Source organism: Bradyrhizobium sp. Rc2d (genome assembly GCF_900099855.1).
Classification (GTDB): Bacteria; Pseudomonadota; Alphaproteobacteria; order Rhizobiales; family Xanthobacteraceae; genus Bradyrhizobium.
Window position 1 is genome coordinate 77,395 of the sequence record NZ_FNCU01000007.1, and the last position, 19,556, is coordinate 96,950.

Here is a 19,556-nt window from a genome sequence, read left to right on the forward strand (position 1 = left end):
CGGCTGGAACGGTAAACTCCATTGCACGTCGCGATTTGCGGAAGGGTTTTTGGCCCCCGATGACCATTGCCGACCAAGTGACGGGATCGACGATCGCGGGAACCGCGGATGCCAAACCCGCAGGCATCACGCCGCGGGCCGCCGCGCCGGCCATCACGCTGCCGGCCATCGGCGAGCGCGAGCTCCGGCTCGATCTGTTCCGCGGGCTGGCGCTGTGGCTGATCTTCATCGACCATCTGCCAACCAGCCTGCTGACCTGGTTCACCATCCGCAATTACGGCTTCAGCGACGCCACCGAGATCTTCATCTTCATCTCCGGCTACACCGCCGCCTTCGTCTACGGGCGGGCGATGCTGGAGAACGGCGTCGTCATCGCCACCGCGCGCATCCTGCGCCGCGTCTGGCAGATCTACGTCGCCCACGTCTTCCTGTTCACGATCTTCCTCGCCGAGATCTCCTATGTGGCGACCAGCTTCGAGAACCCGCTCTACACCGAAGAGATGGGCATCATGGATTTCCTCAAGCAGCCCGACGTCACCATCGTGCAGGCGCTGCTGCTGCGCTTCCGGCCCGTCAACATGGACGTGCTGCCGCTCTACATCGTGCTGATGCTGGCGCTGCCGTTGATCCTGTGGTCGATGAGGTGGAAGCCCGACGTCACGCTCGGCCTGTCGGTCGTGCTCTACGCGGTGACCTGGGAATACGACCTCTACTTCTCGGCCTATCCGAACGGCTTCTGGGCGTTCAATCCGCTGGCCTGGCAATTGCTTTTCGTCTTCGGTGCATGGTGCGCGCTCGGAGGTGCGCGACGCATGTCGCGCATCCTGGCCTCACCGGTGACGATGTGGATTGCGATCGCTTATCTGGTCGCGGCGTTCTACGTGACGCTGACCTGGTACGTGCCGCAGCTTGGTCACCTCATGCCGAAGCGCATCGAGCAGTGGATGTATCCGATCGACAAGACCGATCTCGACGTGCTGCGCTTCACCCATTTCCTGGCGCTGGCCGCGCTCACCGTGCGCTTCCTGCCGCGGACCTGGCCGGGCTTGAAATCGCGCTGGCTACGGCCGCTCATTCTATGTGGGCAGCATTCCCTCGAGATCTTCTGTCTCGGCGTCTTCCTGGCCTTCGCCGGCCATTTCATCCTGGCCGAGGTCTCCGGCGGCGCAGCCATGCATGCGTTGATTAGTCTCTCCGGAATCCTGATCATGTGGGGGGTGGCCTGGGTCATTTCGTGGTACAAGAGCGTGGCTGACAAGAGCGGTGCGAAAACCAAAAACGCCGTCGGCAACGCCGATCTGGCGGGAGGGGGCTGATGAAGGCGAAGGTTCTCCTGAGCCTGATCCTGCTATGCGGTGGCCTCGCCGCGCCCATGGCGCGCGCGGGCGATGCTGCGCCTGCCGCCCCGGCCGCGCCCGCGGCCTGCGAATTGCCGTCCTATCTGCTCACCAGCGAGAGCCGGCTGCCCAAGGTCGCCGGCGCCGTCAAGGCCGGCAAGCCGCTCGAGATTCTGGTCATCGGCAGCCGCTCGACCACGATTCCTTCCTCGGAGAGCAGCTCATATCCGGCGCGCATGGAGGTGAACCTCAAGGACAAGCTGCCGCCCTCGGAAGCGGTGCACGTCTCCGTAGAAATACAGAGCAAGAGGACGGCACAGGAGACCGCCGCCACCTTCGTTAAGCTGATGGAAGCAAAAACGCCTACTTTGGTCATCTGGCAGACCGGGACCGTGGATGCTATCCGATCCATCGATCCCGACGAATTTCGCAGCGCGGTAACCGAAGGGGTTACTGCGTTGCAAAAGACAGGGGCTGACGTCGTCTTGATGAATTTGCAGTACAGCCCGCGTACCGAAACCATGATCGCGGCGCAGCCTTTTCTCGATAATATGCGCGTGGTGGCGCAGGAGCACGACATCCCGCTGTTCGACCGTTTCGCGATCATGCGGCAGTGGAATGATCAGGGCCAGTTCGACCTGTTCAACCCGTCCCGCGGGCCTGAGCTGGCGAAACAGGTTCATGATTGCCTTGGCCGGGCGTTGGCACAATTCGTGATCGACGCTGCCCATCTGGAGCCGGCCCAGCAGCAAAATTGAGGTCTAGCGTTAATGAGTTCTCTCCGCCCTTTTTGTCTGAGGTCATGGCTGGCTGCGCCCGCAGCAGCAATGCTGCTGGTGCTGGCACCTGCTTCGCAGCTGCGCGCGCAGACGCACGCCGCACAGGCGACGCCCGCGCCCGCGCAGCCGGCTGATCCCGCTTCCGCACCGCCCTCCCAAACCACCGTCGCCGCAACGTCCCCCGACCAGCGCGGCATCACCGCGCGCGCCATCGACAAGGTGAAGGAGGTCGCAAAGTCCGCCGGCGACATCTTCAGCCGCGTGCCCTGCCTGCCGCCGAAGGGCGGCTCGAAGGCGATGGGCACGCTGCCGCATGTCGCAAGCAAGCTCGTCGCCGGCCAGCCCGTCGTCATCGTCGCGTTCGGCTCGTCGTCGACCGCAGGATTCGGTGCGAGCTCGCCGGAGTTCAATTATCCGAACCGTCTCGCCGCACAGCTGCGCCGGCATTATCCGACCGCCGACATCACCGTCGTCAATGCCGGCGTTGGTGGCGAGGATGCGCCCGAGATGATGAAGCGCCTTCAGACGCAGGTGATTGACGTGCATCCGGATATGGTGATCTGGCAGGTCGGCACCAACGCCGTGCTGCGCAACCTCGATCCCGGCGAGACCGCAAAGATAGTCGAGGACGGCATCTCCCGCATCCAGGCTGCGGGCGGCGCCGACATCGTGCTGGTCGATCCGCAATATTCGCCGGCAGTCAACCGGCGCGCCGAGAGCGCCGGCAAGATGGTGAAGCTGCTCGGCAAGGTCGCAGAGCTCCGTCACGTCGGCATCTTCCCGCGCTTCGAGGTGATGCGCGACTGGCACGAGAAGCAGGCGATCCCGGTCGAGGGCTTCGTCATCGCCGACGGCCTGCACATGAACGATTGGGGCTATGCCTGCTTCGCCCAGCTCCTCGGCGACGACATCATCCACTCCGTCGGCCAGATCAAGCTGGGTGTGAACGTGCCCGCGGACGTGCGGGCGTATCGGCCGATGTAGGTTTTGCTTACCCTCCCCTGGAGGGGGAGGGTCGATCGCGCGAAGCGCGAGCGGGGTGGGGTGATCGCTCCACTCGGGCAGTGTTGGACGCGGAGAGATCACCCCACCCCGGCTCACATTTCGCTGCGCTCCATATGAGCCGACCCTCCCCCTCCAGGGGAGGGTAAGAAGCTCACGCCTTCTCCAGCGCAGCGGTCAAATCCTCGATCAGATCGTCCGCATGCTCGAGCCCGGCGGAGAAGCGGATGAAGCCCTCGCTGATGCCGAGCGCGGCGCGGTCTTCCGGCTTCAGACGCTGATGCGTCGTGGTCGCCGGATGCGTGACGAGGCTCTTGGCGTCGCCGAGATTGTTGGAGATCTTCGCCAGCTTCAATTCATTGAGCACGCGGAACGCGGCCTGCTTGCCGCCCTTGACCTCGAAGCCGACCAGCGTCGAGCCGCCGCGCATCTGCTTCTTCACCAGCGCCGCCTGCGGGTGATCGGCGCGGCCGGGATAGACCAACCGCGAAATCTTCGGATGGCTCGCCAGCACCTCGGCAATGCGCGCGGCGGTGTCGGTCTGCGCGCGCACGCGAACGCCCAGCGTCTCAAGGCCCTTGAGCAGGACCCAGGCGTTGAACGGCGAGATCGACGGGCCGGTCTGGCGCATGAAATTGTGGATGTGCTCGGCGATGAAGGCTTCCGAGGACAGGATGATGCCGCCCAGACAGCGGCCCTGGCCGTCGATATGCTTGGTCGCCGAATAGACCACGACGTCGGCCCCGAGCGCGAGCGGGCTCTGCCAGATCGGCGTTGCGAACACGTTGTCGACGACGAGCCGCGCGCCACCCTTGTGCGCGATCTCGGCGATGCCGGGGATGTCGAGCACATCTAACGTCGGATTGGTCGGGCTCTCCAGGAAGAACGTCTTGGTGTTGGGCTTGAGCGCCCGCTGCCACTGGTCGAGATCGAGCCCGTCGACCAGCGTGGTCTCGATGCCGTAGCGCGGCAGCAGATCCTGCACCACATAGAGGCATGAGCCGAACAGCGCCCGCGAAGCGACCACATGGTCGCCCGCCTTCAGCGGCGCCAGGATCGCGGTCGTCACCGCCGCCATGCCGGTGGCCGCCGAGCGGGCCGCCTCGGCGCCTTCGAGCTCGATCATGCGGCGCTCGAACATCGCGATGGTCGGGTTGGAGTAGCGCGAATAGATGAAGCCGGGATCCTCGCCCTTGAACCGCGCCTCGCACTCCTCGGCGCTGTTGTAGACGTACCCTTGCGTCAGGAACAGCGCCTCCGAGGTCTCGCCATATTGCGAGCGCAGGGTCCCGGAATGGACCAAGCGGGTTTCGGGACGGTAGGTGGCAGGCGACTTCGACATAGGACCCTCCGACATGACCGTCGAGCGAGAACGGTCACAAAAAAACCGGCCTGGATATCTCCACGGGCCGGGATCACAGAGGTCCCCGGCCTGTTTAGCGACTTATTTAACGTGGCTGCAAGCCGGCCGGCTCAAATCACCACGGGATAAGTGATGCTCATATTCCGCAACGCCCTTTCCGTCAAGGCGTCCATCGGATAGCCGTAAAAGGCTAGTATTTCCCGTATATCGGGATGCGTTTGCCCCTTGCTGAGGATCCCCGGTTGACGTTCACGGTCGCTGCCGACGCCAATGGTATCCTGCCCGACCGCATGATCGCGGCGATGGCGGAGGCGGGGCTCATCCTGCCCGCGTACGACTTCGTCGAGAGCCAGATCCAGCCGGCGAGCCTCGATTTGCGCCTCGGCGACATCGCCTATCGCGTCCGCGCCAGCTTCCTGCCCGGTCCCGGCGCCACCGTCGCCGAACGCATCGACGAATTGAAGCTGCACGAGTTCAGCCTGGCCGACGGCGCGGTGCTGGAGACCAACTGCGTCTACATTGTGCCGCTGCTGGAAAGCCTCGCGCTGCCGCCGGAGATCGTCGCGGCCGCGAACCCCAAGAGCTCGACCGGCCGGCTCGACGTCTTCACCCGCGTGATCGCCGACGGTACCCGCCGCTTCGACATGATCGGCGCCGGCTATCACGGCCCGCTCTATGCCGAGATCAGCCCGAAGACGTTTCCGGTGCTGGTGCGCGAGGGCTCGCGCCTGTCGCAGGTGCGCTTCCGCACTGGCGACGCCATCCTCAATGCCGACGAGCTCGATGCGCTGCATGCCGCCGAACGCCTGGTCGACATCGACGATGCCGATCTCTCCGGTGGCGTCGCCGTCTCCGTCGACCTGTCGGGTGAGAAAGCGAATGGCTTCGTCGGTTATCGCGCCAAGCGCCACACCGGCGTCGTCGACGTCGACCGCCGCTCCGGCTATGCGGTGGAGGATTTCTGGGAGCCGATCTCGGCCCGCCCCGACGGCAGCCTGATCCTCGATCCCGGCGAGTTCTACATCCTCGCCTCCAAGGAAGCTGTGCAGGTCCCGCCCGACTACGCCGCCGAGATGGTGCCGTTCGATCCCTTGGTCGGTGAATTCCGCGTGCACTATGCCGGATTTTTCGATCCCGGCTTCGGCTATGCCGGTGCCGGCGGCCAAGGCGCGCGCGCCGTGCTGGAGGTGCGCTCGCGCGAAGTGCCGTTCATCCTCGAGCATGGCCAGATCGTCGGCCGCCTCGTCTATGAGAAGATGCTGGCCCGTCCCGATGCGATGTACGGCCAGCGCATCGGCTCCAACTACCAGGCGCAGGGCCTCAAACTATCGAAGCATTTTCGGGTGTAGCCCGATCCTGTAGCCCGGATGGAGCGCAAGCGTAATCCGGGAGTTCTCTCGCTTGTGGCACCAATCCCGGATTACGCTGCGCTCCATCCGGGCTACAAGGTCTTGGCATGACCGATCAATCCGAACTTGACGCAAACATCGTCGAAGACGTCGCTGACGCGCTGATCTATTCGGATCGCTACGGCACAATCACACGCTGGAATCGGGCATCGACCGCCCTGTTCGGCTTCTCCGCCGGGGAAGCGCTGGGGCAGAATCTCGATCTGATCATTCCAGAGCATCTGCGTGCCGCGCACTGGAGGGGTTTTGAGGCTGCGCTTTCCAGCGGCACGATGAAGCTTGCAGGGCGTCCGACGCTGACACGCGCGCTGCACAAGAGCGGACGCAAGCTCTACATCGAGATGACCTTCGCGCTGGTGCGCGATGCCGCTGGAGCGGTGCAGGGATCGGTGGCGATGGCACGCGACGTGACGGAACGCGTCGAGCGCGAGCGCGCTGCCAAGGCCGCGCAAAATTCGTGATGCGGAATTGACGGGCCGCCGTGCAGGGCGGCCTGCATGCGCGTCATGTTGCCTGTCACCGGGTGCAGTGACACACTCGATCGAAACAACGATCGGGAGCGAACATGACCGCCGCATCAGACACAGCGCAGGAAGCCCAATGGAAACGCTGGCGCGCGGTCGCGGATCTCTATCACGCCTACTTCACGGGCCTGATCCTCACCGTAGTCACTCGGCGCGGCACGGCGGATGCCGCTGAATTCGTCTTCCGCGTATTCCGCCGCCAGCAGCAGGAGCGCTTCGTGCCGGGCCTGGAAAAGCTCGGCCTCCGTCATCTGCCGCCGGCGGTGGCTGCTGCGCAATATCACTATCTCTCCAACTGGATCGGCGGCGTGCACGTCGAATACATGTATGAGAGCGACCGCAAAGCCTGGATCCGCTATCCGCCGCCGCGCTGGATCTGGAAGGGTACCGCGATCTGCGGCGTGCCCGGTGAGGTCAGCCGCGCGATGCTGCGTGGCTGGCACGCCAACAACGGCGTCGCGCTCGGCGATCTCCGCTTAGGCTTCGTCTGCACCAAGCAGGGCGTCGATGGCCAGGACGGTCTCGAAGGCTATTACCATCAATACGACCACCCACTCGAGCTCGACCAGCGCCTGGTGTTCGCGCGGCATCTGGAGGCCCCTACGTTCGACGCGAAGACCGCGCCGGCTTTGCCAGTTGCGAGCTGGCCGAAACCGCGGCTGGAAAAAGCCTATCGCAACTATGCGATGGAATATGTCCGCACCGCCGCGCCGGTGATGGTGCAGCTGTTCGGCCCGGAAGATGCCGGCTATCTCCTGCATCTCACCGGCAAGCTGATCGGCATGCAATATTTCGACGAGGTCGCGGCGGCGTTGGCGATGAGCCGTGGCGGTGCGCGCGAATTCGCATCGTTCCTGAACGCGCTGTTCGCCGCGCAGGACGATGTGGCCGAAACGGTGCAATCAGAAGGCGCGTTCGAAACAAGCCAGCAGAGCTGGAAGCTGATGGATGATGTCACCGACTATCACCCCGCCTGCACCAAGGTGCTGGAGGGGTTGTTCGAAGGGCTGGCCGCGGGCTGCGGGCGGCACATCGGCGTGCACATGCGCACCGCCAAGGGCGGCCGCCCGCCTTTGGTCTGGACGATCGAATAGATCACGTTGTTGCTTCGCCTCTCCCCGCCTGCGGGGAGAGGCCGGAATTTGCGAAAGCAAATTCCGGGTGAGGGGGGTCTCCACGAGTCCAACTGTCACTGCCTTTGCCGGAGCAGCCCCTCACCCCAGCCCTCTCCCCGTAAGAACGGGGAGAGGGAGAAGGAAAGCCGCAATTCGCGGGTTGAAATGCGCTGCCGCAGAGCACTCCTGCACCTGACGCAGGAGGAATCTGCCCGCGCCGTGCTAACAAGCCCTGCCGCGCCCTGCGCGCGAATAAATTCATTGGCACACCTAGATATTGCCGCGCCGCAATTGGTGCTTGTGCCCGGGAGAGGACATGTCCGACATCGCCGAAATCCCGGTCGATGCACAGGAGCGCCCGCTGCCGCCGCCTCCGCGGCCGGTCAGGAGCGCGCTGACCGACGGCCCGATCCTGCGCACGCTGCTCGGGCTCGCCTGGCCGAACGTGATCGGATTATCGGCCGGCATGTGCGTGGTGATCGCCGAGACCTCTTATGTCGGCCGGCTCGGTGTCGAGGCGCTGGCCGCGATGGCGCTGGTGTTTCCGACTGTGATCCTGACCATGACGATGTCGGGCGGCGCCATGGGCGGCGCGGTGGCCTCCGCCATCGCGCGCGCTCTCGGCGCCGGAGATCGCGAGCGCGCCGGAACGCTCGCCGTACACGCGATGCTGATCGGCATCAGCTTCGGTCTCGTCTTCATGCTGGGCATGCTGATCTTCGGGCCGCGCCTGCTGGAATTGCTCGGCGGCCGCGGCAATGTGCTGACCCATGCAATCGCCTATACGCAGGTGTTTTTCGGCGGCGCGGTGCTGCCCTGGCTGCTCAACACCATGGCCGGCGTCCTGCGCGGCACCGGCAACATGAAGCTGCCGTCGCTGTTGATCCTCAACTCGGCGGCCTGGCAGGTCGTGCTCGGCGGTACGCTGGGCCTCGGGCTCGGACCGGTGCCGCAGCTCGGCATGCGCGGCGTCGCGGCCGGCGCGTTGATCGCTTATTCCATGAATATCTGCATCATGGGCTGGTACCTGTTCTCGGGCCGCGCCCGCATCGCGCCGAGGCTGCGCGGCTTGCGCATCCAATGGGCGATGTTTTTCGACATCCTGAAGGTCGGCGCCATCGCCTGCTTCTCGCCGCTGCAATCGGTGCTGACGATCTCGATCTTCACCCACATGCTGGCGAAGTTCGGCACCGCGATTCTCGCCGGCTACGGCATCGGCGCGCGGCTGGAATTTTTGCTGACCTCGATCGCGTTCTCGTTCGGCATCGCCTGTGTGCCAATGGTCGGGATGGCGATCGGCGCAGGTCGCATCGCGCGCGCCCGGCGCATCGCCTGGATCGCCAGTGCTGCCGCTTTCGTGGCGGTTGGCGCGCCGGCATGCTTCGTTGCGATGTTCCCCGATCTCTGGGTCAACATCTTCACCGACAGCATCGCCGTGCGCGCAGCGAGCCATCAATATCTGTCGACGGTCGGACCGTTCTACGCCTTCTTCGGCCTTGCAACGACGATGTATTTCTCCTCGCAAGGCGCCGCCAAGGTGATCGGGCCGGTGCTGGCGCAGACCGCGCGATTGATCTACATCGCAGCTCTCGGCTGGTGGCTGTCGACCCACGATGCCACCGCGCAGAGCTTCTTCTGGCTTGCCGCAAGCTCGATGGTCGTGCTCGGCCTGCTGTCGTGCTCCAGCGTGGTGCTGACCCGCTGGGGACCGCGCCAGACGAAACCCGCGATCAGGCCAGCTCTGTCAGGCGCTGCCGACTAAAGCGCGATGAGATTAGGATGAACGCGCTTTAGGTTGTTGTTTGAGCATGATCTTTTCGGAAAACCGCTGCGCACTTTTCCGGATCATGCTTTAGCGATGCCTATGGCGGCGATGGCCGCCACCGCCGCCGGTGTTGGCGAGCCGCATCAATTGCGGGATCATCGCCATCATCTCGCCGCCACCGGCGCCACCGAGCATGCCCATGATGTCGCCGCCGCCCATGCCGCCGAGCCCGGTCGGCATATAGCCGCCTCCACCCATCGGGGTGTAAGCGCCGTAGTTCGGCGCACCGAAGCCGCCGCCCATCATCCCGCCGAGCCCGCCGCCATTCTCCATCATGCGGCTCATCATCGGGCCCATGGTCTGCATCAGCATGGCGAAGCGGCGCTTGCCCATCTTTGCCTTCATCATTTCCAGCATCGGGGCCATCTGGGTCATCGTGTCCTCGCCGCCGGTACCTCCGCCGCCGCCAAAACCTGCGAACTGCGCCTTCGCCGGCGAGCTCGCGATCGACAACAACAGCAGCACGGCGGTCGCCTGGCAGATCACCTTGTCCGCACCTCTCATGGCATGCTCCTCGCGTGCGTGGCTCCGCCGGGAGAGCGGAGCCAACCGGGCGCACGTCGCCATGGATACGGCTGGCGAGGGCGGAGCTCTGTGACAAAACCCACAGAGGATGATCAAGCCGCCGCGGGAGGAAACGCTCTGTGCAAGGCGGTCACGGCTTCGCTGGTCTGTCCCTGAACATAAGGCGCAAGCTCGTTCGGCAGCATGTCGATGATCCAGACCAGCCGGCACCTCGCATCACTCTCGGCAATCACCTGCACCGAGGCGCTGTAGTGCTTCAGCCGCTCGTTGTTGATGGCGTAGACCAGGCGCCGCCGCGCGTCGTCGCAATCGACCAGCACCTCGCGTGCCACCGAGCCATTGGCGAAGGTGACGATGCGCGCATCGCCGTCGAGCGTGCAGGCGGTGACGAAGCCCGGCACCAGCCGCTGATGCAGCGCGCCGAAATCGCGCACCGCGTCCCAGACATCGTGTGCGGAGGCGGGAAGGGGAATGTCATTGTGGATGGAGGCCATGGAGGTGTCCTTGATTCAATAGGTGATCGCCACAAGCGCCGTCATTGCGAGCGCAGCGAAGCAATCCAGAGTCTTTCCGCGGAGACAGTATTGGTAGGGTGGGCAAAGGCGCATAGCGCCGTGCCCACCGTTTGTCGGCATTGTCGCGAGCAGTTGGTGGGCACGCTTTCGCTTTGCCCACCCTACGAACTCTCGTAAGCGGCTAAAGCTCACACGCAAACCGCCTCGACATTGTTGCCATCAGGATCGATCAAGAACGCCGCATAATAGGTCGGGCTGTAATCCTTGCGCGGGCCGGCGCCGCCATTGTCGCGACCGCCGTTCTTCAGGCCTTCGCTGTGGAAGGCCTTGACCGCGTCGTGATCCTTGGCGCGGAACGCGATGTGGACGCCGTCGGCCTTGCGTCCTTTGTTCAGGTGCAGCCACAGCGCCGGCTCGCCCTTCGGGCCGAAGCCGGCATAGCCGTCGCCGCTCGAGCACAGGACATGGCCGAGCGGCGCCAGCACCGCGGTGTAGAAGCGCGTGGCAGCGTCGAGATCGGCAACGCGAAGTCCGATGTGGTCGTACATCTTCGTCTCCATTTGCAAAGCGCGCCGCAACTGGCGCGCGCCGGAGCCGAAGCTAGTCGAGGTGAGGTGAGACGCTCTTGGAAAATCTTGCGCTCGGCGCCCGGCTAGGTCGCCGGCGTCTCCGCCTGCCACCGGATCACCCGCTTTAGGTGATACAGCTGGACCCACATATTGGCTCCGATCACACTAACCGTTGCGACGATCAATGCCGTGAGCTTGTGCGGTTTATGGAGGGCGAGGACGAGCAGGAACGCGGACAGGACCGCCGTGACGCCAAAGCTGGACCAGAGCCCGATGAGGCGTGGTGCAAACCAGGTTGGCTCTCCATCGGGCCCCCATTGCATCGGAATCTTGCGCGAGTTGATCTGGCGGCCGTAATAGAGGGCGCAGCCCGCGATGAAGGCGAGCCCCACGGCAAGCGCGATCAGCGTGGCCGCAATCACGTTACCCGAGGGACTGTCCATTTGCCGGCTCGCCGCATTGACGGGGCGTTGATTCGCCCTTCGGTTGTAGTACAGCGCGATGTGCCGCGGGCGCCAGCGCGTCGCGCCTGTCTGGTCAACAGAGGGTTACCTGCGGTGCCGGGCCTGTCTCAGTTGAGGACGAGGCATTCCCCGAAAATCTTGCGTTCCCCCTTCGAGGCCTGACGGAACTTGGTCGGCGACACGCCCGCGGCGCGGTGGAAGGTGCGGACGAAGTTGGAGAGGTCGCCAAAGCCGACGTCATAGGCGATGTCGGTGACCGCGATGTCTTCATCAGCGAGCAGCCGCGCCGCATGTCGCAAGCGCGAGCGCACCAGATATTGATGCGGGGTGACACCGAGCACGCTCGAGAACAGTCGCAGGAAGTGGAATGGGCTAAGGCCCACCTGCCGCGCGGCCTGCTCCAGGTCGACTTCGGATTGCGAATTGTCGTCGATCCACAGCGCAGCTTCCACCGCGCGCCGTCGGTCGCGCGCGGTTGGCGGTGTCTGCTTGCGCGTCTTGCCCGAGGCGACATCGATAAAGCGGCCGGCCAGGATGTGACCGATTTCGTCGAGGCCAATGTCGCTGTTGCCATCTGCCGCCGTCTGGGCGAGCTCACCGAACACCATCAGCTCGGGCAGCGGGGGCGTCGCACCGATCTGCCAGACCTCGCGACGTCCGCCTAGCGCGTCGACCAGATCCTCACTGAGGAAAAAGCACAGGCAGACGTCGCCGGACACGTGCTCATGCGTGCAGGTGTATTCCTCGCCGGGGGCGCCGACCAGCATCGAGCCGGCCACCAGCTCGAAGAAGCCTGCGCGGCAATGGCAACCAAAGCTGCCCGAACGGACATAGGCGATGGAATGGCCGGTGCGGCATTCGGCAAACGGCGTGTCGTCCGGTCCCGCATCGCAGCGAAACTCGGAGACGGTCATCGAACGTGTCGTCAGCAGCGTGGTCGCGTCCATGCCGCCTATCTAGGTGGGGGCACGCGGCGGGGCAACGGGCAGCAACACCTCGAACAGCGTTTTGCTGGTGACGGGATGGGCGCCCTCCAGCGCGAGCAGCCGCCGCTTGGAGATCACGCCGCCGTAAGGCGAGAGCCGGTCGGTATAGTTGCCGGCCTCCAGCACCCGATGGCAGGGTACGATCAGCATGTAGGGATTTTTCGCGATCGCTTGCGCCACCGAATGCGCGGCACCGGAGGCACCCAGCGCCTTGGCGACCTCGTGATAGGTGCGCGTCTCCCCGCGCGGAATGGTGCAAGCAAATTCGTAGACGCGCCGGTTGAAGCCGGGCACGCCGCCAGCGTCCAGGCTGACATCGGAAAAATCGGGGTCGCTGCCTTGCAGCAGAGCTACGATGCCGTCGATCGCAAGCTCGGCGTTCTCGGACGGCCGTTGCTCGCGCGCCTCGGGATGGAGCGCAAAAATCCGGCGGCGGGTGTCGATCTCCCGCGCCTCAGGCAATTGCACGGCGACCACGCCGGTGCTGCTCCAAATGATGCCACAGCGCCCTATGGCCGTGTCGAATATCGCGTAAGCACGCCCCACCATGCACACGCCCCACTCAGTGCACGTTTCTCCCCAGACCGGCGATCATAACACCGCCACAATCCGGCGCACCTGGAATCTTGCCAAAACGTTAAGAAGCGTCAGGCCGGCCGCGCCAAAGCGCTTGGCGCGCGGCGCCGTCTCGGCTAATCAGGATGGGCGCGGCTTGCGCATCCGCGGGCGTAGTTCAATGGTAGAACGGCAGCTTCCCAAGCTGCATACGAGGGTTCGATTCCCTTCGCCCGCTCCAACTTTTCCAGTTCCGGCGAATCTCGGCCGCTGCACGGCTAGTTCGACAGGCTCCGCAAAAACTCCACGAGCGCCGCGTTCACCTCCACCGGCCGCTCCTGCTGCGTCCAGTGTCCACAGCCCGGCAGCATCTTGATCTCGCGGAGCTGCGGCACCCATTGTCGCATGTTGGCGAGATGCTCGGCGGCGCCGGGGAAGGCAAGGACCATGTCATGGTCGCCGGCGATGAAGAGCGAGGGCACGACCACCTTCACGCCCTCGAAGGCGCCCATCAGCTCCCAATTGCGATCGATGTTGCGGTAGTAGTTGAGCGGGCCGCGAAAACCGCTGTGGGCAAATTCGGCGCCATAATGGTCGAGGTCGGCGACGCTCAGCCATGAGGGTAGCGGCACCTGCACCTTCGGCAACATGCCGTCCTTGCGCGAGACCATTCCGACGCCGACGGTCCTGCCGGCGCGCTCGGCATTGGCGCGGATCGCCGCCGCCCCTTCGCCGGAACCGCCAAACAGCATGGCGCCGAGCGTTGCGCGCGGATTCCGTTCGAACTCCGCTTCGGCGACACCCGGGTCCTGAAAGTACAGCTGATAGAACTGCGCATCCGCCGTCTGCGGCATGACGCTGGTCGGCCGCACGGGACTGCGCGGGCGATAGGGTACGCTGAGGATGGCGGCGGCACGGAAGCGATCGGGACGCAGGCGCGCCGTGTGCCAGGCAATTGTCGCGCCCCAGTCATGCCCGACGATAACGGCGTCTTTGGCCTCGAACGCGTCGAGCACGCCGACGAGATCGCCGACCATATGGAAGATCGTATACTGGTCGATTGCTTCGGGCCGGTCGCTCTTGCCGTAGCCGCGCATGTCGGGCGCGACAGCGTGGTAACCGGCCGCTGCCAGCGCCTCGAGCTGGTGACGCCAGGAGTACCAGCCTTCCGGAAAGCCGTGGCAGAGCAGCACCATTGGCCCCTCGCCCTGCTCGGCGATGTTGAGGCTGATGCCGTTGGCCTTGATCGTCCGCTGCGTCGGCTCGCCCATGTCGTCGCCTCCCTGACATGATTGTTGGGAGCATCCTAATCGGGCCTCCAGGCTGCGCAAATATTCTAATATATTGGACCGTCGCTCCCGGCATTCGCCTCTCGCCCGGCTTAGGCTCTTGCCCAGGCGACATGCGGTCCTTGCCGGGCAACGCTTGGATGAAGGCCGGGGCTGAAAAAATGGACCAGCAGAAACTCGATCGCGCTATCGGTCGTCGCCTGAAGACGCTGAGGACGCAGGCCGGCATGACGTTGAACGAACTTGCGGCGCGCTCCGGCGTCAGCCGAGCCATGATCGGGCGGGTGGAGCGGGCGCAGAGCAGTGCGACGGCGGCGCTGCTCGGAAAACTCTGCGCGGCGCTCGACGTGTCGCTGAGCGATGTCGTCGCGCTGGCCGAGAAGCCGCCGGAGCGGCTGGTGCGGCTTGCCGACCAGCCGCATTGGCGCGATCCCGACAGCGGCTATCGGCGGCGTCATGCCTCGCCGCCGGATGCGGCAAGCGGCATCGAGATCATCGTCGTCGACCTGCCGGCCGGTGCCCGTGTTTCCTACAGTCCCTGGGGCCGCAACGCCTTCACCCAGCAACTGCTGATGCTGGAGGGCGCGATCGCGGTGCATATCGACGCCAAGGCGGTGCGGCTGCGCGAGGGCGACTGTCTGGATTTCGACGTGATGCGCGCTGTGATGTTCGAGAACGAGACCCGACAGGATGCGCGCTACGTCATCATCACGCGGCGCGGCGCCTCTTACGGGAAGATATGATGGCACTGACGCGATCCGAGACCCCTCAGGTGAGGCCTTGACGATGCAGATCCGCACCGGCGACACCTTTGATCCGCGCGTCATCGCGCTGCTCGATCATCACGTCAAGGCGGCGCGGGCGCAGACTGCGCCTGGCAGCGCCCATGCGCTCGATCTCGCGGGGCTTCGCGCGCCGGATATCGCGTTCTGGACCGGCTGGGACGGCGAGACGCTGGTCGCCACCGGCGCGCTGAAGATGCTTTCGGCTGACCACGGCGAGGTGAAGTCGATGCACACGCTGCAGACCACGCGCCGGCGCGGCTTCGGCGGCCAGATGCTCCGCCACATCATCGCGGAAGCCCGCATGCGCGGCATGACGCGGCTCAGCCTGGAGACCGGCTCCTGGGATTATTTCAAGCCCGCGCACGCCCTCTACCAGGCTCACGGCTTCGTCGCCTGCGGCCCGTTCGGGTTCTATGTCGAGGACCCCAACAGCCTGTTCCTGACGCTCGACCTGACCACCGGCTGAGCCTGCGACCGACGGGAGGCGCATCCAGCCTCAACCTGTTCGCATTGTTCGTGGGAGCTGTGGCGGGGAGGAAAACGACCCGCATCCCTCAAAATGAGTTGCGCACCTCAAAACACCTCTGCTAGCCTTCAGCCATGGCCGAGACGCTCACCCCGACTGCGCTGACGCTGAAGGACATCGCCCGCGAGGCGGGCGTCAGCTTGGCGACGGTCGATCGCGTCCTGCACAACCGTCCGGGCGTCCGGCCGGACACAGTCCGGCGCGTCAAGGCGGCGATCGAGCGCAATTCGTTCCAACCGCACGTCGCCGCCGCCGAGCTCGCCCGCAGCCGCGTCCGGCGCTTCGCCTTCGTGATGCCGTCGGGGCCGAATCCGTTCATGCAGCAGATCGAAGCCTATCTCGGTGAAATGTCGGCCTGGCTGTCGGCCCGCCGCCTCAGCGTCGAGATGATCGCAACCGACGTGTTCGACCCCTCCGCGCTCGCGGCCTCGCTGGAGTCGCTCTCGGGCGATTACGACGGCATCGCCGTGGTGGCGCTGGACCATCCCGGCGTCCGCGCCGCCATCAACGATCTCGTCGATGCCGGCACCAAGGTGGTGACGCTGGTCTCGGACGTGCCGTCCTCGGGCCGCCACCACTATGTCGGCATCGACAACATCGCTGCGGGTCGCACCGCCGGTGCGCTGGTCGGGCGGCTGGTCGGCCAGAGGTCCGGCAAGGTCGCGATCGTCGCGGGTTCGCAGGGCCTGCGCGACCACGCCGAGCGCATCTTCGGCTTCAACCAGGTGATGGCGACGGAATTCCCCGATCTCAGCGTGCTGCCGGTGCTGGAAGGGCGCGACGAGGACGAGCGTTCGGAGCAACTGCTGGCGCGGCTGTTCGGCAGGCATGCCGACATTGTCGGCCTTTATAACGTCGGCGCCGGCACGCAAGGCGTGGCCAAGGCTTTGACCGACGCCGGCCGCGACAAGCAGGTGGTGTTCGTCGGGCACGACGTCACCGCGTTGACACGGCGGCTGCTGTTGCAGGGCGTGATGGATGCGGCGATCTCGCAGAACCCCGGCCACGAAGCGCGTGCTGCCGTGCGCGTTCTGCTCGCGCTCGCCCGCGGCGAGCCGATCTTGCGCGAACAGGAGAAGATCAGGATCGACATCGTGATGCGGGACAATCTGCCCTAGCGGCAGCTCGATTTCGAAACGGCCCTCAGCGGTGAACGCGACGTCAAGATCGCGCACCGCGCCAGGCACAAGGGAGGATGGCGTGTATCTCGGCGTGGACATCGGAACGTCCGGTGTGAAAGCGGTGCTCGTGAGCGAGGACGGCGCGATTGTCGCGACGGCAGCGCACGAGCTTACGCTGTCGCATCCCGCGCCGCTGTGGTCCGAGCAGGACCCGGACGCCTGGGCCGATGCGGCGATCGGCGCGGTCGACGATCTCGCCGCTCGCCATCCGCGCGAAGTCGCCGCGGTCCGTGGCATCGGGCTATCAGGCCAGATGCACGGCGCAACCCTGCTTGGCGAGGATGGCCGGCCGCTGCGTTCCGCGATTCTCTGGAACGATGGCCGCTCGCAGGCCGAATGCGCAGCGCTGGAGCGGCGCTGTCCGTCGCTGCACGCGATCGCCGGCAATCTCGCCATGCCCGGCTTCACCGCGCCGAAGCTGCTCTGGGTCGCGCGGCATGAGCCAAAAATCTTCGACCGCGTGGCAAAGGTGCTGCTGCCCAAGGCCTATGTTCGCTATCGCCTCACCGGCGAAATGGTCGAGGATATGTCGGACGCTGCTGGCACGCTGTGGCTCGATGTTGGTCTGCGCCGCTGGTCGGCCCTGTTGCTGCATGCCACCGGGCTCGATCTGCATCACATGCCGCGCCTCGTCGAGGGCAGCGAAGTGAGCGCGGTGCTCGCGCCGGAATGGGCGCAGCGCTGGGGCATGACAGGGAATGTCGTGGTTGCCGGCGGCGCCGGCGACAATGCGGCGAGCGCGATCGGGCTTGGCGCGATCGCGCCAGGCGATGCCTTCCTGTCGCTGGGCACATCGGGCGTGGTCTTCTGCGTGACCGACCGGTTCGCGCCGGCGCCCGCCTCGGCCGTGCATGCCTTCTGCCACGCGCTGCCGGGCCTCTGGCACCAGATGGGGGTGATGCTGTCGGCAGCGGCCTCGCTCGCCTGGCTGTCAGGCGTGATGGAGACGCCGGCAGCAGCGCTCTTGGCGCCGCTCGGCGAGCGCGTCGACGCACCGAGCCCCGTCTCCTTTCTGCCGTACCTGGATGGCGAGCGCACCCCGCACAACGATGCCGCCGCCAGCGGCGCATTCGTCGGCTTGCGCGGCGCGACCGCGCGGGCGCAGATCGTGCAGGCCGTGCTCGAAGGCGTCGCCTTTGCCGCGCGCGACAATCTGGCGGCGCTGAGCGCAGCGAGCGGGCCGCTTGCCGAGCTCGATCTCGTCGGCGGCGGCTCGCGCTCGCCGCTGTGGGCGCAGATCTGCGCCGACGCGCTCGGCATTCCCGTTCATCGCATCGAGGAAGGCGAAGTGGGCGCCGCGCTCGGCGCTGCGCGGCTCGGCCGCATCGCCGCGACCGGCGAAGACCCTGCGGAGGTCTGCAAACCCCCGCGGCGGCTCGCGAGCTTCACACCCCGCCCGTCCGTCACGGCGGCCTATGACGAGGCCTATCTGCGGTGGCGCGCGCTTTATCCCGCATTGAAGGAGTCATCTTAAGTGAACGCGTCAGCCAAATTCTTCGAGGCCAGCACGCCTGTCGCCTTTGCCGGCAAAGATGCGGAAAGCACGCTCGCCTTCCGCTGGTACGACAAGGACCGCCTCGTGCATGGCCGCCGGCTGGAAGACCATTTGCGCTTTGCGGTCTGCTATTGGCATTCGTTCTGCTGGCCGGGCGGCGATCCCTTCGGCGGTGAGACTTTCCTGCGACCCTGGCACCACGGCACCGATGCGATGGCGCTGGCGCGGGCCAAGGCCGATATCGCCTTCGAGCTGTTTCGCCTGCTTGACGTGCCGTTCTTCACCTTCCACGACGTCGATGCGGCGCCGGAAGGTGCTTCGCTCGCCGAGTCCGTCGCCAATCTCAACGCGATCGCCGATCTGTTCGAAGCCAAGATGGCTTCCGCGAAGGTCCGCCTGCTCTGGGGCACCGCCAATCTGTTCACGCATCGTCGCTACATGGCGGGCGCCGCGACCAATCCGGACCCCGAGATCTTCACCTATGCCGCCGGCCAGGTCCGCGCTGCGCTGGAGGTGACGCACCGGCTCGGCGGCCAGAACTACGTATTGTGGGGCGGGCGCGAGGGCTACGAGACGCTGCTCAACACCGATCTCAAGCGCGAGCTCGACCAGCTCGGCCGCTTCGTCTCGCTGGTCGTCGAGCACAAGCACAGAATAGGCTTCAAGGGCCCGATCCTGATCGAGCCGAAGCCGAAAGAGCCGACCAAGCATCAATACGATTTCGACGTCGCCACCTGTTACGGCTTCCTCGAGCGCTACGATCTCCTGAAGGACGTCAAGCTCAACATCGAGCAGAACCACGCCATCCTCGCCGGCCACTCCTTCCATCACGAGGTCGCGCTCGCCGAGGCGCTCGGCGTGTTCGGCTCGCTCGACATCAACCGCGGCGACGATCTGCTCGGCTGGGACACCGACCAATTCGCGATGAACGTGCCGGAGCTCGCCTTGGTGTTCCACGAGATCCTGAACCGCGGCGGCTTCACCACGGGCGGGCTCAATTTCGATGCCAAGATCAGGCGTCAGTCGATCGATCCTGACGATCTGATCCATGCCCATGTCGGCTCGATGGATGCCTGCGCGCGCGCCTTCCTCGCCGCCGCCGACATGCTCGATGCCGGCGCGCTCACCACGCCGCTTGCGAAGCGTTACGAGGGATGGGCCGGCCCCGAGGGCCGGGCCATTCTCGGCGGCCAGCGTTCGCTGGCCGATCTCGCCGACCGTGCGCTCGGCCCCGGCTTCGACCCGCAGCCGCGCTCGGGGCGGCAGGAATATCTGGAATCCCTGATCAACCGCTACGTCTGAGGAAGTCCGC

General features: G+C 65.4%; 20 protein-coding genes, 1 tRNA gene and 1 riboswitch. Of the genes, 13 read left to right on the top strand and 8 right to left on the bottom strand.

The features are described 5' to 3' along the window. The first annotated feature begins 59 nt into the window (after positions 1–59). Genes BLV07_RS11875 through BLV07_RS11885 form a run of 3 tightly spaced genes read left to right on the top strand, consistent with a single transcriptional unit; the run spans position 60 to position 3,100 of the window. The gene (locus tag BLV07_RS11875) at positions 60–1,316 is read left to right on the top strand and encodes an OpgC domain-containing protein (protein WP_091884976.1); all 1,257 of its coding nucleotides are present in this window, start codon (positions 60–62) and stop codon (positions 1,314–1,316) included. Then, the gene (locus BLV07_RS11880; protein WP_091884982.1) at positions 1,316–2,095 is read left to right on the top strand and encodes an SGNH/GDSL hydrolase family protein; all 780 of its coding nucleotides are present in this window, start codon (positions 1,316–1,318) and stop codon (positions 2,093–2,095) included. The genes BLV07_RS11875 and BLV07_RS11880 overlap by 1 nt, the downstream gene beginning before the upstream one ends. 12 nt (positions 2,096–2,107) lie before the next feature. After that, the gene (locus tag BLV07_RS11885; RefSeq protein ID WP_091884989.1) at positions 2,108–3,100 is read left to right on the top strand and encodes an SGNH/GDSL hydrolase family protein; all 993 of its coding nucleotides are present in this window, start codon (positions 2,108–2,110) and stop codon (positions 3,098–3,100) included. A 172-nt stretch (positions 3,101–3,272) separates the two neighbouring features. On the opposite strand, the gene BLV07_RS11890 is transcribed toward BLV07_RS11885, so the two are convergent. Beyond that, positions 3,273–4,460 carry an O-succinylhomoserine sulfhydrylase gene (locus tag BLV07_RS11890; protein ID WP_176945482.1) on the bottom strand — a complete coding sequence of 396 codons (1,188 nt, stop codon included), beginning with the start codon at positions 4,458–4,460 and terminating at the stop codon, positions 3,273–3,275. A 73-nt stretch (positions 4,461–4,533) separates the two neighbouring features. After that, a riboswitch (SAM riboswitch) is annotated at positions 4,534–4,613 on the bottom strand. 80 nt (positions 4,614–4,693) lie between these two features. Between BLV07_RS11890 and BLV07_RS11895 the strand changes: the two genes are divergently transcribed. The 4 genes from BLV07_RS11895 to BLV07_RS11910 all read left to right on the top strand — a co-directional run bounded on the left by BLV07_RS11895 (position 4,694) and on the right by BLV07_RS11910 (position 9,291). Then, a complete protein-coding gene (locus tag BLV07_RS11895) occupies positions 4,694–5,830 on the top strand; it encodes a 2'-deoxycytidine 5'-triphosphate deaminase (protein WP_091884996.1) in 1,137 nt (378 codons plus the stop codon). Between the two features lie 107 nt (positions 5,831–5,937). Beyond that, positions 5,938–6,351, top strand: coding sequence for a PAS domain-containing protein (locus tag BLV07_RS11900; RefSeq protein WP_091885000.1), 414 nt, complete (start codon positions 5,938–5,940; stop codon positions 6,349–6,351). Positions 6,352–6,455: 104 nt separating this feature from the next. Next, a complete protein-coding gene (locus BLV07_RS11905) occupies positions 6,456–7,508 on the top strand; it encodes a hypothetical protein (RefSeq protein ID WP_091885005.1) in 1,053 nt (350 codons plus the stop codon). A gap of 337 nt (positions 7,509–7,845) precedes the next feature. Further along, positions 7,846–9,291: an MATE family efflux transporter gene (locus tag BLV07_RS11910; RefSeq protein ID WP_091885010.1), complete on the top strand. Its 1,446-nt coding sequence runs from the start codon at positions 7,846–7,848 to the stop codon at positions 9,289–9,291. 90 nt (positions 9,292–9,381) lie between these two features. On the opposite strand, the gene BLV07_RS11915 is transcribed toward BLV07_RS11910, so the two are convergent. The 6 genes from BLV07_RS11915 to BLV07_RS11940 form a co-directional block, all read right to left on the bottom strand. Then, complete coding sequence (locus BLV07_RS11915) at positions 9,382–9,858, bottom strand: hypothetical protein (RefSeq protein ID WP_176945483.1); 477 nt, start codon at positions 9,856–9,858, stop codon at positions 9,382–9,384. Positions 9,859–9,971: 113 nt separating this feature from the next. Further along, entirely contained in the window at positions 9,972–10,373 is a 402-nt protein-coding gene (locus BLV07_RS11920) for an SRPBCC family protein (protein ID WP_091885020.1), read from the bottom strand. Between the two features lie 209 nt (positions 10,374–10,582). After that, on the bottom strand, positions 10,583–10,942 hold the full coding sequence (locus BLV07_RS11925) for a VOC family protein (protein ID WP_176945484.1): 360 nt from the start codon (positions 10,940–10,942) through the stop codon (positions 10,583–10,585). A 104-nt stretch (positions 10,943–11,046) separates the two neighbouring features. After that, entirely contained in the window at positions 11,047–11,406 is a 360-nt protein-coding gene (locus tag BLV07_RS11930; protein ID WP_091885028.1) for an SdpI family protein, read from the bottom strand. Positions 11,407–11,534: 128 nt separating this feature from the next. Beyond that, positions 11,535–12,374 (bottom strand): helix-turn-helix transcriptional regulator, encoded by an 840-nt coding sequence (locus BLV07_RS11935; RefSeq protein WP_091885031.1) that lies wholly within the window; start codon positions 12,372–12,374, stop codon positions 11,535–11,537. A gap of 9 nt (positions 12,375–12,383) precedes the next feature. Continuing rightward, positions 12,384–12,962, bottom strand: a complete 579-nt coding sequence (locus BLV07_RS11940) for a methylated-DNA--[protein]-cysteine S-methyltransferase (RefSeq protein WP_091885034.1) — start codon at positions 12,960–12,962, stop codon at positions 12,384–12,386. A gap of 173 nt (positions 12,963–13,135) precedes the next feature. On the opposite strand from BLV07_RS11940, the gene BLV07_RS11945 reads away from it, so the two are divergent. Further along, positions 13,136–13,209 (top strand) — tRNA-Gly (locus BLV07_RS11945). Between the two features lie 37 nt (positions 13,210–13,246). Here BLV07_RS11945 and BLV07_RS11950 read toward each other — a convergent pair. Further along, the gene (locus BLV07_RS11950; protein ID WP_091885038.1) at positions 13,247–14,239 is read right to left on the bottom strand and encodes an alpha/beta fold hydrolase; all 993 of its coding nucleotides are present in this window, start codon (positions 14,237–14,239) and stop codon (positions 13,247–13,249) included. 179 nt (positions 14,240–14,418) lie between these two features. Between BLV07_RS11950 and BLV07_RS11955 the strand changes: the two genes are divergently transcribed. From BLV07_RS11955 to xylA, 5 genes are all read left to right on the top strand, one after another. Continuing rightward, positions 14,419–15,000 carry a helix-turn-helix domain-containing protein gene (locus BLV07_RS11955; RefSeq protein ID WP_091885042.1) on the top strand — a complete coding sequence of 194 codons (582 nt, stop codon included), beginning with the start codon at positions 14,419–14,421 and terminating at the stop codon, positions 14,998–15,000. A 43-nt stretch (positions 15,001–15,043) separates the two neighbouring features. After that, positions 15,044–15,508 (top strand): GNAT family N-acetyltransferase, encoded by a 465-nt coding sequence (locus BLV07_RS11960; RefSeq protein ID WP_176945498.1) that lies wholly within the window; start codon positions 15,044–15,046, stop codon positions 15,506–15,508. A 134-nt stretch (positions 15,509–15,642) separates the two neighbouring features. Continuing rightward, positions 15,643–16,686, top strand: a complete 1,044-nt coding sequence (locus tag BLV07_RS11965) for a LacI family DNA-binding transcriptional regulator (RefSeq protein ID WP_091885050.1) — start codon at positions 15,643–15,645, stop codon at positions 16,684–16,686. 82 nt (positions 16,687–16,768) lie between these two features. Next, entirely contained in the window at positions 16,769–18,223 is a 1,455-nt protein-coding gene (gene xylB, locus BLV07_RS11970; protein ID WP_091885054.1) for a xylulokinase, read from the top strand. Beyond that, positions 18,224–19,546 carry a xylose isomerase gene (gene xylA / locus BLV07_RS11975; RefSeq protein WP_091885058.1) on the top strand — a complete coding sequence of 441 codons (1,323 nt, stop codon included), beginning with the start codon at positions 18,224–18,226 and terminating at the stop codon, positions 19,544–19,546. The last annotated feature ends 10 nt before the right edge of the window (positions 19,547–19,556 follow it).

Coding starts and splice junctions, on each gene's coding strand:
- BLV07_RS11915 (WP_176945483.1), bottom strand. CDS start 9,858: ATGAGAGGTGCGGACAAGGTGATCTGCCAGGCGACCGCCGTGCTGCTG.
- BLV07_RS11910 (WP_091885010.1), top strand. CDS start 7,846: ATGTCCGACATCGCCGAAATCCCGGTCGATGCACAGGAGCGCCCGCTG.
- BLV07_RS11955 (WP_091885042.1), top strand. CDS start 14,419: ATGGACCAGCAGAAACTCGATCGCGCTATCGGTCGTCGCCTGAAGACG.
- BLV07_RS11890 (WP_176945482.1), bottom strand. CDS start 4,460: ATGTCGAAGTCGCCTGCCACCTACCGTCCCGAAACCCGCTTGGTCCAT.
- BLV07_RS11965 (WP_091885050.1), top strand. CDS start 15,643: ATGGCCGAGACGCTCACCCCGACTGCGCTGACGCTGAAGGACATCGCC.
- BLV07_RS11905 (WP_091885005.1), top strand. CDS start 6,456: ATGACCGCCGCATCAGACACAGCGCAGGAAGCCCAATGGAAACGCTGG.
- BLV07_RS11880 (WP_091884982.1), top strand. CDS start 1,316: ATGAAGGCGAAGGTTCTCCTGAGCCTGATCCTGCTATGCGGTGGCCTC.
- BLV07_RS11895 (WP_091884996.1), top strand. CDS start 4,694: ATGCGTTTGCCCCTTGCTGAGGATCCCCGGTTGACGTTCACGGTCGCT.
- BLV07_RS11950 (WP_091885038.1), bottom strand. CDS start 14,239: ATGGGCGAGCCGACGCAGCGGACGATCAAGGCCAACGGCATCAGCCTC.
- BLV07_RS11930 (WP_091885028.1), bottom strand. CDS start 11,406: ATGGACAGTCCCTCGGGTAACGTGATTGCGGCCACGCTGATCGCGCTT.
- BLV07_RS11940 (WP_091885034.1), bottom strand. CDS start 12,962: ATGGTGGGGCGTGCTTACGCGATATTCGACACGGCCATAGGGCGCTGT.
- BLV07_RS11935 (WP_091885031.1), bottom strand. CDS start 12,374: ATGGACGCGACCACGCTGCTGACGACACGTTCGATGACCGTCTCCGAG.
- BLV07_RS11960 (WP_176945498.1), top strand. CDS start 15,044: ATGCAGATCCGCACCGGCGACACCTTTGATCCGCGCGTCATCGCGCTG.
- BLV07_RS11885 (WP_091884989.1), top strand. CDS start 2,108: ATGAGTTCTCTCCGCCCTTTTTGTCTGAGGTCATGGCTGGCTGCGCCC.
- BLV07_RS11900 (WP_091885000.1), top strand. CDS start 5,938: ATGACCGATCAATCCGAACTTGACGCAAACATCGTCGAAGACGTCGCT.
- BLV07_RS11920 (WP_091885020.1), bottom strand. CDS start 10,373: ATGGCCTCCATCCACAATGACATTCCCCTTCCCGCCTCCGCACACGAT.
- BLV07_RS11925 (WP_176945484.1), bottom strand. CDS start 10,942: ATGTACGACCACATCGGACTTCGCGTTGCCGATCTCGACGCTGCCACG.
- BLV07_RS11875 (WP_091884976.1), top strand. CDS start 60: ATGACCATTGCCGACCAAGTGACGGGATCGACGATCGCGGGAACCGCG.